The sequence below is a fragment of the Prosthecobacter sp. genome (assembly GCF_044378005.1).
GTDB lineage: Bacteria > Verrucomicrobiota > Verrucomicrobiia > Verrucomicrobiales > Verrucomicrobiaceae > Prosthecobacter.
This window is the reverse complement of the sequence record NZ_JBILYB010000057.1, coordinates 1-14384: the sequence shown is the minus strand read 5'-3', so window position 1 is coordinate 14384 and position 14384 is coordinate 1. Positions and strand designations below refer to the sequence as shown.

General features: G+C 60.9%; 11 protein-coding genes. 7 read left to right on the top strand and 4 right to left on the bottom strand.

Translation table 11 applies throughout. From position 1 onward, the window contains the following. Positions 1 to 114 precede the first annotated feature (114 nt). The 3 genes from AC6FTP_RS12820 to AC6FTP_RS12810 all read left to right on the top strand — a co-directional run bounded on the left by AC6FTP_RS12820 (position 115) and on the right by AC6FTP_RS12810 (position 3865). The gene (locus tag AC6FTP_RS12820) at positions 115 to 1218 is read left to right on the top strand and encodes a hypothetical protein (RefSeq protein WP_497207312.1); all 1104 of its coding nucleotides are present in this window, start codon (positions 115 to 117) and stop codon (positions 1216 to 1218) included. 97 nt (positions 1219 to 1315) lie between these two features. After that, on the top strand, positions 1316 to 2701 hold the full coding sequence (locus tag AC6FTP_RS12815; RefSeq protein WP_497207311.1) for a sulfatase-like hydrolase/transferase: 1386 nt from the start codon (positions 1316 to 1318) through the stop codon (positions 2699 to 2701). Positions 2702 to 2845: 144 nt separating this feature from the next. Next, positions 2846 to 3865: a fatty acid desaturase gene (locus AC6FTP_RS12810; protein ID WP_497207310.1), complete on the top strand. Its 1020-nt coding sequence runs from the start codon at positions 2846 to 2848 to the stop codon at positions 3863 to 3865. 5 nt (positions 3866 to 3870) lie between these two features. Here AC6FTP_RS12810 and AC6FTP_RS12805 read toward each other — a convergent pair whose 3' ends face one another. Then, the gene (locus AC6FTP_RS12805; protein WP_497207309.1) at positions 3871 to 5427 is read right to left on the bottom strand and encodes a glycerol-3-phosphate dehydrogenase/oxidase; all 1557 of its coding nucleotides are present in this window, start codon (positions 5425 to 5427) and stop codon (positions 3871 to 3873) included. Between the two features lie 76 nt (positions 5428 to 5503). Here AC6FTP_RS12805 and bamJ point away from each other — a divergent pair, with 76 nt between their 5' ends. Continuing rightward, complete coding sequence (gene bamJ / locus AC6FTP_RS12800) at positions 5504 to 5947, top strand: BamJ family beta-barrel-assembly machinery protein (protein ID WP_497207331.1); 444 nt, start codon at positions 5504 to 5506, stop codon at positions 5945 to 5947. Between the two features lie 70 nt (positions 5948 to 6017). Here the strand turns inward: bamJ and AC6FTP_RS12795 are convergent, their stop codons facing one another. The 3 genes from AC6FTP_RS12795 to AC6FTP_RS12785 all read right to left on the bottom strand — a co-directional run bounded on the left by AC6FTP_RS12795 (position 6018) and on the right by AC6FTP_RS12785 (position 11583). After that, positions 6018 to 9629, bottom strand: a complete 3612-nt coding sequence (locus tag AC6FTP_RS12795; RefSeq protein WP_497207308.1) for a DUF1553 domain-containing protein — start codon at positions 9627 to 9629, stop codon at positions 6018 to 6020. Between the two features lie 202 nt (positions 9630 to 9831). Further along, positions 9832 to 10581, bottom strand: coding sequence for a DUF2334 domain-containing protein (locus tag AC6FTP_RS12790; protein ID WP_497207307.1), 750 nt, complete (start codon positions 10579 to 10581; stop codon positions 9832 to 9834). Positions 10582 to 10593: 12 nt separating this feature from the next. Then, positions 10594 to 11583 (bottom strand): alpha/beta hydrolase fold domain-containing protein, encoded by a 990-nt coding sequence (locus tag AC6FTP_RS12785; RefSeq protein ID WP_497207306.1) that lies wholly within the window; start codon positions 11581 to 11583, stop codon positions 10594 to 10596. Between the two features lie 72 nt (positions 11584 to 11655). Here AC6FTP_RS12785 and AC6FTP_RS12780 point away from each other — a divergent pair, with 72 nt between their 5' ends. From AC6FTP_RS12780 to AC6FTP_RS12770, 3 genes are all read left to right on the top strand, one after another. Next, positions 11656 to 12036 carry a hypothetical protein gene (locus AC6FTP_RS12780; RefSeq protein WP_497207305.1) on the top strand — a complete coding sequence of 127 codons (381 nt, stop codon included), beginning with the start codon at positions 11656 to 11658 and terminating at the stop codon, positions 12034 to 12036. A gap of 237 nt (positions 12037 to 12273) precedes the next feature. Continuing rightward, positions 12274 to 13254: a vWA domain-containing protein gene (locus tag AC6FTP_RS12775; protein WP_497207304.1), complete on the top strand. Its 981-nt coding sequence runs from the start codon at positions 12274 to 12276 to the stop codon at positions 13252 to 13254. After that, the gene (locus tag AC6FTP_RS12770) at positions 13251 to 13805 is read left to right on the top strand and encodes a hypothetical protein (RefSeq protein WP_497207303.1); all 555 of its coding nucleotides are present in this window, start codon (positions 13251 to 13253) and stop codon (positions 13803 to 13805) included. Before AC6FTP_RS12775 ends, AC6FTP_RS12770 begins: the two co-directional genes overlap by 4 nt. The last annotated feature ends 579 nt before the right edge of the window (positions 13806 to 14384 follow it).

Below are 14384 nucleotides of genomic sequence, written 5' to 3'. Positions count from 1 at the left end.
GGGGAGGTGGAGAAAAAGTTTGGGAATCTGCGCAAGTCTCGGCGGCGACCTGCATCTGCGGTGTGAAGGGCGGCCCAAGTCCGCCCGCCGAATCTCAGCAAACACACCACTGCCATGAACTCCGAAACTCAAAACAACGTCCATACCACCGCCCTCCTCCCCATGCTGCTTCTGGCCATCTGGTTTCTCTGCCAGTCCTCCGCCAGCGCTTCTAGCATGAATGTCACGGGTCCTGGCGACCGCAATTCACGGCTGCCCAGCTTTCTGACCTACGCCCCTGCACTCGCCCCCGTGGGAGAGACTGTGCTGGTGAATATCCTACCCTCGAGAAACAGCAACCCGGTGGCGGTCGTTTCGATCGAATTCCCCACGGCGGGTGGCGGTGTCATCTCCACCCCTCTGACCCAGGAAACCCCCGAGCTGATGTCCTTCCGCGTCCCCGCTGGAGCGATCACTGGTAAGCCCGTGCTCATCGGGACGGATGGTAGCAGGCGGAATGAGCAGCCCGAGTTTCGTGTCGTGGCTTTCGGTCTTCGGCCTCGTGGTTTCACGGTCGTCAACCGCACTCAATACACCATGGGCAGTGTCAAAGATGGCACGACGGAACTCCTTCCGGCCAATGTCGTCGGCATTTCGCCAGGTTCTGCCCGCTTCTTCACGATGACTCTGAGCAACACCCGTGCCCGCACGATCGACCTTTCGCTGATCAGGTTTCCCCTGTCGGGTGGACGCCAGGCAGTGATGAACCTCCGTGAAGAAGTGATCCTGCCCCGTCAGCCAGGGGTGACTCTAACAGCTCAGACTCGTGTGGTTCTTTCTGTGGAGCGTCTCACGGTCGCTGAAGTTCTGGGTGCTGTGAATGGGAACTCCGAGTGGAAGATCATCCATCGCGGCCTCCAGCGCAGCATGACGGTCAGCCCAGAGGGCCGCGTGACCTTGGTGCAGCAGCCACAGTTTGTCGGCCAGCAGCCGATCAGCTCCTCCTTCACTCTCGAAGAGGTTTCCTGGCCGGAGAATGCCGAGAGCGTGCAGTTCGCGCTGCGCAATGGCACCGGTCGTGTGGGTGAGATCCTGCTGCTGAGCGCTCCCTTTGACGCTTTCTCAGCGAACCGCCTCGGCAGCTTCAGGAACACTGACATTCCATTTTTTGTTCCTGGTGGTGAGCCCGAAGATTACGTCGCTGATGCCGTGCCGATGTTTGTGCGCCGCATTCGCTGAGAAGTCTGACTTTTGCCCCTTCCGACCTGCCCGGTTCATCACTGGGCAGGTTGTTTGTTTTGTGAGACAAACGCCAGTGCCTGCGTTCGTCTGCATCATGCGCCTCCTCCTCGCTCTGCTTCTCACGGTCCGACTTGCCTCGGCTGCGCCCAATGTGGTGTTCATCATCAGCGATGACCAGGGCTACCCGGACCTCGGCTGCATCGGCAACAAGCCGCTGATCACGCCGAATCTCGACAAGCTCGCGGCGGAGGGCGTGCGCGGGACGAGCTTTTATGTCACCTGGCCGGCTTGCACGCCCTCGCGCGGCAGTGTGCTGACCGGTCGCTACCCGCAGCGGAATGGACTCTACGACATGGTGCGCAATGACATGGTGAACTTCGGGCATCGTTTCACCGCTGAGGAGTATGCCGTGTCACCCGAGATGACGCTCGGACTCGATGTTCGCGAGGTCACGATCGGCGACATGCTCAAGAAGGCGGGCTATGCCACCGGCTGCGTCGGCAAGTGGGACATGGGGCAGGCAAAGCGCTATCTGCCGCTGCAGCGCGGGTTCGATTTCTTCTACGGCCATGGGAACAACGGCATCGATTACTACACGCACGAGCGCTACGGCGTGCCGTCGATGTTTCGCGGCAATGCCCGTACGGAGGAGGACAAGGGAGCCTACGTCACGGATGTCTTCCGCCGTGAGTCGCTGGCTTTCATGAACCAGCATCTGGGGAAGAAACCCTTCTTCCTCTATCTCGCCTTCAATGCGCCGCATGGAGCCTCGACCTTTGGCGATGGCACCGAGCTGGGTGAGAAAAAGAAAACCGAGGGCGTGCAAGCACCCGAGAAGTATGTCGCCATGTATCGTGGCAAGGTGGAGGACGAGCGCCTCGCTCGTTATTGCGGTGCCGTGACCTGCATGGACGAGGCCATTGGCGCGCTCATGGACGCGGTGGAAAAGGCGGGGCAGACGGACAACACGATCTTCCTTTTCATGTCTGACAACGGTGGCAGCGGCAACGGCGGCAACGCACCGCTCAAAGGCAGCAAAAGCACCATGTGGGAGGGCGGCCTGCGCGTGCCCTTCATCATGCGCTGGCCTGGCAAGCTGCCTGCTGGCAAAGTCACCGATGAGTTCCTGACCAGCCTCGAACTCGTGCCAACGCTGCTCGCCGCCACCGGAGCCAAAGCACCCGATGGCGTGAAGCTGGACGGCTTCGACATGCTGCCCGTCCTGCAAGGCGAGGCGAAGTCCTCACGGAAGGAGATGTTCTGGCAGCGCCGCTCGGACAAAGCGGCTCGGTTTGAAAACTGGAAGTGGCTGGAGTCCGCAAAAGGTAAAGGGCTCTACGACATCAGCGCAGACCTAGGTGAAAAGCATGATCTCTCGAAAGAGAAACCCGAGATCGCGAAGATGATGGAGGAAAAATTTGCCGCGTGGCGCAGAGTGATGGAGGCCACCGAGCCGCGCGGCCCCTTCCTGGATTATTGAAAAAGCCGCCACAGAACATCATTTGAGATTCTTTGAGCCTCCCTTGGCCCCCTTCCCTTGCCACGAACGCCGAGACACGATTGTCGCAAAAAATTCACCAGACGATTCCCCAGAAATCTGCTAATGAGCCCTTCGCATCCAACTATGACAGACACTCCCGCGCGCCCCCAGGTCACCATTTCCGAATGGAAGGAAATCGTCGCCCCCTTTCAGGTTCCCTCCCTTTCACGCTCGATCTGGCAGATCGTGAACACGATGGTTCCGCTTGTGGCTTGCTGGTACCTGATGTGGCGCTGCCTGGAGGTGTCCTACTGGTACACGCTGGGCATCTCGGTGATCGCGGGTCTCCTTGTGGTGAGGGTCTTCATCATCTTCCACGACTGCGGTCACGGCTCCTTTTTTAAATCCAAACTGGCCAATGACATCGTTGGGTTCATTGCCGGAATGATCACCTTCACCCCCTATGGTCACTGGCGCTGGCAGCACGCCGTGCATCACGCCACCTCAGGTGACCTCGACCGCCGTGGCGAGGGCGACATCTGGACGCTGACCGTGAAGGAGTATCTGGAGGCTTCACCTGGGAAGCGCATGGTTTACCGTGTCACGCGCAATCCTTTCATCTTGTTAGTTATTGGACCGCTTTTTCTCTTCCTGCTTTATCAGCGCGTCTCCTCCTCGGGTGCCAAGGGCAAGGACCGCGCCTCCGTGTTCTGGATGAATGTGGCGCTCACCTTCATGGTCGCGGGCCTTTGCTGGCTCTTCGGCTGGAAAGAATACCTCATGATGCAGCTTCCCGTGACAGCAGTCGCCGGAGCGGCCGGCATCTGGATGTTCTATGTGCAGCACCAGTATGAAGATGTTTACTGGGAAAAACACGAGGGCTGGAACTACACCACCGCCGCGCTGGAAGGCAGTTCCTTCTACAAGCTGCCAAAGATCCTCCAGTGGTTCACGGGCAACATCGGCTTCCATCACGTCCATCACCTCAGCTCGAAGATCCCGAACTACTATTTGGAGCGCTGCCACTACTCCCATCCGCTCTTCAAGTCAGTAAAACCGCTGACCTTCTGGAGCAGCTTGAAATGCGCCAGCCTGCGCCTTTGGGACGAGGAGTCTCGTCGCCTCGTCGGCTACAGCCATCTGAAGAAGCTCCAGCAGGCCTGAACTGCTCAATCCGGCAGCAGGTAACCTGCCGCAAGCGTGCGGTAATCCCGCACCTGCTGTGCTGCCCAGTCGGCGCCTTTCCCGAGTTCATTCGCCATGAGTTCGGCAACGACGGGCGCAGCCTCGATGCTCACGCGGGCATCCAGCAGCAGCGCGCGGGTTCGGCGGGAGAGCACATCCTCCACCGTGCGCGCCATTTCGTGGCGACAGTGCCAGATAACTTCGGCTTTCACAAACTCCAGCGCTGGGTGCAAGCGCTCGCCTAGGGTAGCATCGCCTTCGATCAGTACGCGAATGCTGGCGGCATCGCTGCCGTAACTGCGCAGATGGCTGGTATCCACAGTCGTCGGTTCGGAGCCGTGGATAGCCAGCGTCTGCGTGTTGCAGAGGCACTGATCCAGCGCGCCGATCATCTCGGCGTGGTCGATCACGTCCTCGGCCATTTTGCGGTAAGTCGTCCACTTGCCACCCGCGATGGTGATCAAGCCGGAGTCGGAAATGCCGATGTGATGGTCTCGTGAAAGTGCCGCCGTGCTTCCCGCCTCCGCTTTGATCAGCGGGCGCAGTCCGGCGAAAACGCTGAGCACATCCGCAGGCCCTGGATCACGCGTGAGGTAGCGGGTGATCTGCGTGAAGATGAAATCGATCTCCTCCGGCAGTGCCCGTGGTTCCAGCGATGACGACTCCACCGGCGTGTCCGTCGTGCCCACCACCACGCGCCCATGCCACGGCACGGCGAAGAGCACGCGCCCGTCGTCCGTCTTCGGGATCATGATGGCCGTATCGCCCGGCAGGAACTCGCGCGGCAGCACGAAGTGGATTCCCTGGCTCGGGCTGAGCATCGGCTTTGTGGCGGCGTCATCCATCAAACGCACCGAGTCGGCAAAGACGCCCGTGGCATTGATCACCACCTTCGCCCGCACCTCGAATTCACGCCCACCTTCCTCATCGCGAAGCAGCACGCCAGCGATGTGCGGCCCGTCTTTGATCAGGCCGCAGCAGCGTGTGTAGTTGATGAGCAGCGCGCCTTTTTCTGCCGCAGTCTGGGCGAGATTGATGGCCAGGCGCGAGTCATCGAACTGTCCGTCATGATAAATGATGCCGCCGTTCAGACCCTCGGGTTCGATGTTCGGCAGCAACTCGATTACATCCTCCCGCGTCAGCCAGCGCGAGGGCTCCAGCCCCAGCTTCCCCGCGAGCCCGTCATACACTTTCATGCCGATGCCGTAAAACGGTCCCTCCCACCAATGATAGTTCGGGATCACGAAAGGCATGCTGTGCGCCAGATGCGGCGCATTTCGCACCAGCAACCCTCGCTCACGCAGTGCCTCCAGCACCAGCGAGACATTCCCCTGTTTCAGATAACGCACGCCGCCATGCACCAGCTTCGTGCTGCGGCTGGAGGTGCCTTTGGCAAAATCCGACTGCTCCACGAGCAGCACTGAGTGCCCCCGCGCCGCTGCATCCACCGCCGCCCCCAGCCCCGTGGCCCCACCGCCGATGATGACGATATCGAAGTGCTCACCACTACTGGCGTGGGATAGGAAGGCGTCGCGGTTCATGGTGTCGAGTCTAGCGGCGTGGTCGGAGCAGGGAAGTTCCAAGTTTCAGGTTTCACGTTTGCCAGGCAGGCCACCCCTGCTAGCCTCAGCCCCCCAAACTTCAACCCCACACACAACACATCCCATGTCCGACATCGCACTCGCCAAAGGAGAAAAATTCCTCGAAGACAATGCCAAGAAAGAAGGCGTCACCGTGACCGCCAGCGGTCTCCAGTACAAGGTCATCACTGAAGGCACCGGCAAGAGCCCGAAAGCCACCGACACCGTCGAAGTCCACTACGAAGGCACCCTCATCGACGGCACCGTCTTTGACAGCAGTTACCGCCGCAAAGAAACCATCGAGTTTCCCCTGAACCGCGTCATCGCCGGTTGGACCGAGGGCGTGCAGCTCATGAAGGAAGGCAGCAAATTCCGCTTCTACATCCCCTCCAAACTCGCCTACGGCACCCGTGGTGCTGGTCGCGACATCGGCCCGAACGAGGCGCTGATCTTCGACGTGGAGCTTTTCAAAGTGAAGTGAGGCGGACTCCCAATGTGGAGGAGCATGAACTTTCCAGCCTGTGTCTTCTAAAGGCCAGGCTGAAAAAGCATCAAGGCAGATGCACAAACTCCGGTGAGTTCAGCACGGCCCAGACGACGTCCTCCATCCGCTCGCGCCAGTCGGCGCGGAGGGCGGTGGTGGGTGGGTCGCCTTCGCGGGCGCGTTTTTCCATCTCGATCTTGATGCTGTTGGCTCCGGCGGAGAGATGGTTCGACCACGCGACATATTTCAAAGGCGGACGCACGATGGGCGGTGGTCGTTTGCCCTCAGGGATGATGCGTTCGGCGAATCCTGGACTCAGCATCTTCGCGAACGTGGCGCGTTCTTCGCTGGTCGGGCGGCGCGTGAGCAGGCGGAGGAAGAGTTGCTCGATGAGTTGATCGGCGGTGATGTCCTTCTGCAAGGCGAGCGCAGTGAGGCTGCCTTTTTCACTCAGCGTGGTGACCCAGCGGCCGAGCATGCCGTTGGCGAGGATGGCGGGCTGGCGGACATTCGCGGCGGTTTCACGCACGCTCTTCGGGTCCTGACGCGAGGAGCGCCAGCCAAAGTTTTCCAGGACATCGACGATGGCCTGCGCCTTCGGAATGGCGAGACTGGGGCGGTCGCGCTCATTCGAGAGCGAGGTGAACTCCCACGCGCGACGCGGATGGCCGAGGCTGATCATCGCGCTCTGCGACTGCGTGCCGTCGTTGTCCATCGTCAGCTCCTCGGAGTCGAGATCCTTGCCCACGGCGGCAAAGAGCGAGTCCACAATTTGTTCGGCAGTCATGCGGCGTGGCAGCGGCGCGGCGAAATCCGGCGTGGTGCCGGGCAGAAGCGGGCGCGTCTCGCGCTGGTAGGCCTCGGAAGTGAGGATGAGGCGCTGCAGGTGCTTCATGTCGTAGTTGTGCGCGACGAACTCACGCGCCAGCCACTCCAGCAGCTCGGGATGCGTGGGCTTCGAGGCCTCCCAGTCATCCACTGGCTCCACAAAGCCGCGTCCCATGAGTTGCTTCCAGATGCGGTTCACGATGACCTGCGCGAAGCGCTCGTTCTGTGGCGAGGTGATGAGCGCAGCGAGTTGCTCACGGCTGTCATCCTTCTTCGGCGCGGCGGCGATTTGATCTGCGGGCAGCAGTTTCTTTTCAAACAACGCCGGCCAGGCTGGTGCAATGACCTCGCCGGGCTTCAGCGTGATCGGGATGAGCGGTTTGCGTCCGGCGAAGGTCGTCATCGGCACCGAGGAGGTCGCGGGCAGCGTGATAGCCTTGCGGTTCAGCATGGCGGCCATCTCAAAGAGGTCGCGCTGCTTCGACTGATGATACGGCGAGTCGTGGCAGCGCGCGCAGGTCATCTCCTGACCGAGGAAAGCGGTGCTGAGGATGTGCGCCTTCGCGGCCATCGGCACATCGTTTTCCGCCGCCATCGAAAAGCCCGCCGGACCACCCGCGAGCACGCCGCCCTCCATGCGCACGAGCTCGGTGACGAAGCAGTCCATCGGCAGATTGTCGCTCAGCGCCTCGTGAATCCAGAAGCGGAAGGGGCCGGAGTTGTTCAGGCTCGGCTTGAGGATGTTCGGATTCTCCGCCAGCACGTCCTGCCAATACGCCGTCCAATGATCTGCCCAGCGTGTGTCTTTGAGCAGGCGGTCCACCGCACGCTCGCGACGCTGCGGCGAGTCCTCGGCGAGGAAGGCCTCGATCTCTTCCGCGCTCGGCACCACGCCCACGGTATCGAGTGTCACACGGCGCAAGAACTCAAGGTCTTCAGTCAGCGCAGTCGGCTCGATCTTCTGGCTGGCGCTGGCAAAACTCGCGCCCTGCGTGATCCAGTCGGCGAGCAGTTTGCGCTGTGCATCACTGAGCGGATCGCCTTTCGGCGGCATGATCTCATCGCCTGCGTCAGGATGAACCATGCTGATGAGCTGGCTTTCGGCAGGTTTGCCGGGAACGATGGCCGGTTTGCCCGATTCGCCGCCTTGCTGCGCGGCTTCGAGCGTATTCAGGCGCAGGCCGCCCTTCGCCTTCTCTTCATGACAACGGAAGCAGTTCTCCGCGAGGATCGGCTTGATCTGCTTAGCGAAATCAATGCCGCCAGCAGCTTGCGTACCGGCTGTGTTTGCCTTGGCCCATGACGCGGCGAGGAGCGTGTCGATGCCAGCCTGTTTGAACGGCTTTTTCGCGGCGATGACCTCACGCGCCTGCTCGTGACGCTGCGCCCAGTACGCGTCCTGTTTCGCCCGCAAGCTGTGGCGCTGCTGCTGATCATGCAGGGCGTAGAAAGCGAGGCGTTCCTTGCGGAAGTCGGCCCATCCTTCATCGGTGAGCGGCACGACTTTCGCCGAAGGCGTGAGCAGCGTGTGCATGCCATCGGTTTGACGCAGGCTGAGGCTCGTCTCGCCCAGCGTGGTGCGCACGCGACCGTTCCCGGCGATCATTTCGAAGACGTAGTCGTGCGGCTTGCCATCGCTCTCGATGCTGATGCGTGTCTCGCGATCACCGGGGCCGAGCAAACGCAGCGCAGGCCCGCTTTTCTCCGCTTCTGCATGTTCCACCTCGTTGTGCGCACCGCCGCCGGTTTGGCCGAAAAGGATCTCGGCGATCACCTTGCCATCCAGCCACAAGCGGCCTTGTCCACGCACGCGCATGAGCAACTCTTGTTTGCCCGCAGGCAGCGCGATGCTCGCCATCGCACGCAGCAGATACGGATTGCTCCGCTCGGCACGCACGCCGGTGTCCGTGTACTTCTGCGCGATCTGAAAGAAGCCGAACACGTCCTCCTCATACACATCAGTGGGCTGTGGATACTGGCGCGGCCACTTCGCAGCCTTGCCGATGTTTTCGACGATCTCCATACGCACCTTGCCCTTCGGCAATCCACCTTCCGGCAGCACTGGCGTGTAAGGCTCCACCGGATAACGCGCGGCGATGGTTTTCTCCGGCAAGATGCCGCGATACAGCCGCACCTCGTCCATGAGTCCATCGAAGCTCACGCTCTCCTTTTTGCCCATCGACGTGCCGAGCCAGACCTCGTCATTGTCCACCACCGGAGCCTGTTTCGTCGCGCCGCCCATGTCCCAAGCGCCCGGCGCGAGTTCGCCATCAATGTAGCCGCAAATCGTCTCCGGTTTGCCAAACTCATACGTCACCGCCACATGATGCCAGCCGCTGCTCGTCGCGATACCGCCCGTCGTCGTCCAGCGATGCCAGTCGCCTGCTTGATCGCCGTCTTTGCGACTGCGGAAGAGAAAACTCGGCCGCAGGAAGCCGCCAGCGTCCCAAAGTCGCAGCCCATAGTTTTGGTTGTTCGCGTCCTGCCCCGGATTCGACGTGCGCCCTTTGCCGAGGATATAAACATTCCCGCCCTTCGGTGCCGAAGCCGGATTCACCCAGGCCTCGATGGTGATCGCGTCGCCATTGTCAAAATCGAACAAGCTCTTTTCCCCCGGATCAGTCACACGAATGAAGCTGCCCTTCGCTCCTTCAAACTTCGCCGCTTTATTCGAGGTCTGGATGTGCTTGAACTGCTTCGGCGAAGGCCCGTCCTGTTGAAACACCACACCGCCCTCGGCTTTGCCAAGGTCAGCCTTGTCACCATCAAACGTCCACTGCGCGACAGGCGTGGGATCAGCGGCGAAGGAGGTGCTCGCGAGGGCGAGGAGAGATAACGCAGATTTTTTCATGAGAAGCAGCGACGGAAATACGGATGCAAAGCGACGCTTCACGCCGTCTCCGGCATGAAAGTGGGGAAGCTGGTCCTTGGGCGGATGAAACGGGCGCGGTGGATACCGCCGCATCCCCCATGTCCAGGTCATCGGCGAGGATGACGACTGAACGACAAGCACGAAAACAGAAGGAACAGATGCCCCTTCATAACAGCGGCGGTTACTTGTTCGGCGTCTTCTTCATGTACTCGCTCGGCGTCATGAACACGACGTTCTTGGATTTCAGGAACGCGATGATCTCGACGAAGCCCGCCCAGCGTTTGTCATCCCACTGTTCGGGATGGCCTTGGAGCACGAGCACGTCTTTGGTGGCGGCGCTCTTCTCATAGAAGGCGATGAACTTGGCCGAATCGGGCACGAAGGTCGGGTTCTCCAGCGCCATCACGCGCGGGATGCTCAGTCGCGTGAAGAACTTGGGTTTGGCCGGACCATAGAGCCAGATTTTGATCTCCGACACGCCTTCCATCGCCTCATCGGTGGCATCCGTGGTGCCGCTCCAGTGCGGACCGAAGGCGGGGAGGTCAAAGCCGAGCTTGTCCTTCGCCAGCTTCTCGCCCTTCGCCAAAATCGCCCGCTGTTCCGCTGCGGTGCCGGTTTCAAATTCACCCGTGTCGCTCGCGCCGCGCATCTTGTAGCCGTGCATCCACAGCTCGATCTGTCCCGCCGCCTGCACATCCTTCAGCCACCGGAAATACATCGCGTTGTCCTTTTCCAGCGACTCCGTGATGACACCGAAGGAGCCCTTGATGCCCTGCGCGACCAGGTAGTCATGCACCTTCTGCCAGCGGTCCGACACCGGCTTCGTGCCAACTCGCCGCGCGATCACGTCGTCGAGCTTGAGGAGGATGATTTGGGGTTCGGCGGCGTGGGCGATGGCGCAGAGGCAGAAGTAGAAAAGTAGATGGCGCATGGTGTGTGGGAATTACTTCGCTGAAGGCTTTGTCGTCTCGACGGCAAGTTCCGCTTCCGGCACGAGTTCGATCTTCACGTCCGCGCCTTTGAGGTGCTTGTCGAAGAAGTTCTGCATGAGTTGAATGACGGCGGGTTTGCCGAAGGCAGGACCGCCGTGGCCGGAGCCGGGGAGGGTTTGCAGCCAGACGGCGACGCCTTTGGCCTTCAACGCAGCTTCGAGCTGCACGCTTTGCGCGTAGGGCACGAGGGTGTCGTGCGTGCCGTGGAGGATGAGAAAGGGCGGATTGTCCGCGCTGACATAATGCACGGGGCTGACGGCGGCGGCCTTAGGCTTGTCGTCGAGCTTCGTGCCGATGAGGCCGGAGTAGGGATCGCTGGGTGTGTTGAAGGTGAAGATGTTCTTCACGTTCTTGTCCTCGGCAGCCTGCTGCACGACGGTGGTGAAATCGGCGGGGCCGAAGATGTCGCACACGGCCTGCACGCGGTCGGATTGATCCGCATGACCACCGATGGGCGCGAAGGCTTTCTTGTCACCGGCAGTGCCGACGAGCGCGGAGAGGTGCCCGCCTGCGGAGCCACCCACCGCGCCGAGACGCTCAGGATCGAAGTTGTATTCCTTGCTGTGCGCCCGCAGCCAGCGGATCGCGGCCTGGCAGTCTTGAATCTGCGCAGGGAAGACGGCCTTCTGACTGAATCGATACTCCACACTCGCCACGGCGTAGCCTTTGAGCACCATGGCAGATACGGGGCACGGGAATTTGTTCCCCGCACGCCAGCCGCCGCCGTGGATGTGGACGATGAGAGGCAGCGGTTTGTCCGCAGGCTTCTCCGGCAGGTAGAGATCAAGCTTCTGCGCTTCATCTCCATCCGCGATGTAGGCGATGTCCTTCTCCATCTTGATGCCCGCTGGCAGCGTGAACGGCTTGGGCGCTGGTTTGGCTGATTGCGCGAGAGCAACCGTGATCAGGAGAGTGAAGAGGAGGATGAGCGGCTTCATCATAAGTAGCTTCGAGTGGCACTTGCCTTGTGGAAACCATTTTCCTGATTTTGGCAAGAGTGATCAAGAAACGGAATGAAGTCACGGATTGAACAAGTCGCGCAACTCGCCATGAAGCTCGGAGCCAGGCGTCTGGCCGATTACGGCTCGATCAAAAGCCGCCATGACTTCACGCAGCGGCAGTTGATGAGCGGCCTAATCCTCAAGACTTATCTCAAGACGACCTACCGAGGAGTCATCGACTGGCTGGAGGGCCACTCCGGGCTGCGCCGCGTGCTGGGCTTGCAGCACAAGCTGCCGCAATACACGGCGTTGCAAAAGTTCAGCGCCCGCAAGGACGTGCAGGCGGCGTGCAGCAGGCCACAGAACTCGCCGTGGACGCCACAGGATTGGAGCCGCACAGCGCCAGCGCCCACTATGTCAGCCGAGCTGGGCGGCAGAAGAGCCGGTATATGAAGCTCTCGCTGATGATCGTGTGGGCGGCATGAAGCGACTGTGCGGAGCTGCATTGAGCGCCCGTCGCGAAATCTACCAGCGCCAACAAACCGCTCTGCGAGTGCTCGCCTACGCCCTGCACCGTCAGGGGCTTTTCACCCATTGATCTTTTCAACAGGCCAAGTGACACTCGAATCTACGCGCTCATCCCAGGCTAGAAAGGCTGAGCCACAGCCGTTTGCATCGCCCCGCTCACGAATGCCCCCCCTGATTGTCGCTACCACTGTCCTGCTGCTTGTCTCGCTTGCCGAGTGGCTGCATGCGCGGCGCATCCGAGTGGCGGCGCGGTTGGCGTTCGGAACGGAGGGCGCGAAGACCTGGACTCATGCGGTGCCGTGGCTGCGCGTGGCGAGTCTGACGGCGTTTGCCTGGGGCGTCACAACCTTGCTGATGCTCAAGCTCGAAGCGCCGGATGATGCGACGGCCAAAGAGCGGCACGATGCGGAGGCGACGCGGCTGGTGTTTGTCGCGGATTTGTCGCCGAGCATGTTTTTGCAGGACTCGGGGCCGGATGGCACGCTGACACGTCATGCGCGAATGCGCGAGGTGGTGGAGGGCATCCTCCAGCGCGTGAGCGGGAATCTGCGCTTCGGTGTGATCGGGTTTTATACCGATTCGCTGCCGGTGGTGATGGAGGCGCGTGATCCTGAACTCGTGCGCAATGTGTTCGATGGACTGCCGCTCACGTATGCGATGCCTGTTGGTCAGACGGATCTCGGCACGGCGGTGAATCGCTCGCTGGAACTCGTGGCGGACTTTCCGAAGGGCAGCACGCGCGTGATTATCCTCACGGACGGCGACTCCATTCCGCTCTCGCCGATCAATCCACGGCCGGCCTCAGTGCACGAAGTGCTGGTGCTCGGCATCGGCAATCCGCATAAGGGTAGCTTCATCGACGGCCATCAATCGCGTCAGGAGGCCGATACTTTGCAGCGCGTCGCGACCTCTCTGCTCGGCGTTTATCATGATGTGAATGACAAGCATCTCGCGACCGAGGCGCTGGGCGATCTCGTCGTGCCACTGGCCTTGCCGCATCAAGGCCTCACGCTCGCGCAATGGGCGGTGCTGGCGATGGTGCTCGGCGCGTTTATCTATGCGTTCATCCCCGTCGCGCTTGAGTTCTTTGGCTCGGACTGGACGGTGCGCAGTGTCAGGAAGGAGGCGGCATTGGCACGATGAGGAAGTTTTTCACCCTGCTCTGGCTGCTGTGTCCGGTGGCAGCGTTGTATTACCACTTCAATGAAGGTCAAAACGAGCTGGCTCGCATCAAGGCGCGCAAGCACGTCGAGCAAATCCGCGAGCTGGAGCGCATGAAGGAGCCGGACTGGGCGACCATCATCGAGGAGTATGACAAACTCAGCGCTGAGCTGCCGAAGACCGAAGCGCCGCTCGTGCATCATCAGATTCGTCTGGCGAAATCGAAGGCGCAGTTGGAGCTGCTCGATGTCGCGAGCTCCATCGAGGAACTGACCAGCCTGCTGCGCGAGGCGGCGCAGACGCATGGCGAGGATGCGAAGATCACCCGCGCCGTGCGCGAGATGCTCGGCAAGGCACACTATTACGCGACCTATCTTTTGAAGACCAACGGTGCCGCCGAGGAAGAATGGCGGCCCTTCGCCGAGCGCACGCGGCAGATTTTCCGCTTCCTCGCGGAGCATCAGGAGCCCGGTGCGCTCGCGAAGTATGAAGATCGCGTCGCGGCGGAGTTTGCGAAGACCATTGAGAAGTGAGTCGAGACACCTTCGCGCACTTCCTGTATCTGAGTCACCTCTCCTAACTCTTGCTGTGCAAAAAAGCTTGGGCTGGCGAGGCGCTGTATGAGGTCATTTCCCGCGCGAGATGTGGCAGGGTGGCAGCCCCCAGGGCAGTGTGAAGAAAATGGCGACGCGTGGACATGAGCGTGAGGCGTTGGTTGGTGAGCGGGCTGATAAAGTGGCGGGCACTGAAATCCAATCCCGGAATTTCACACCGCGAGAGATGAGAAAACCCCAGAGAATACCAAAACGGATTTCTCTGCGGTCTTCTAAACTCTGCGGTGATAAAGTCTGGGCTGGAGGAGCCTGCCGTCATTCTCCTCGATCGCCAATGAAGACACGGTTGCACCCGGAATGGCGGAGTGATAGCCTTCGCCACATGAGCACCAAACAGCAAACCTTGTCCTGGCTGGCAGAGCTGCCGGAGGAGCCGTCGGCTTGGCGCGAGTTGCATGATGATGCCCGCCTGCTGCGGGATATCGCGGCGGCGGAGGATGATGTGAGGAACGGGCGTGAACGTCCCTTGTCGGAAGCCAGGGAACTGCTGGAACAAAA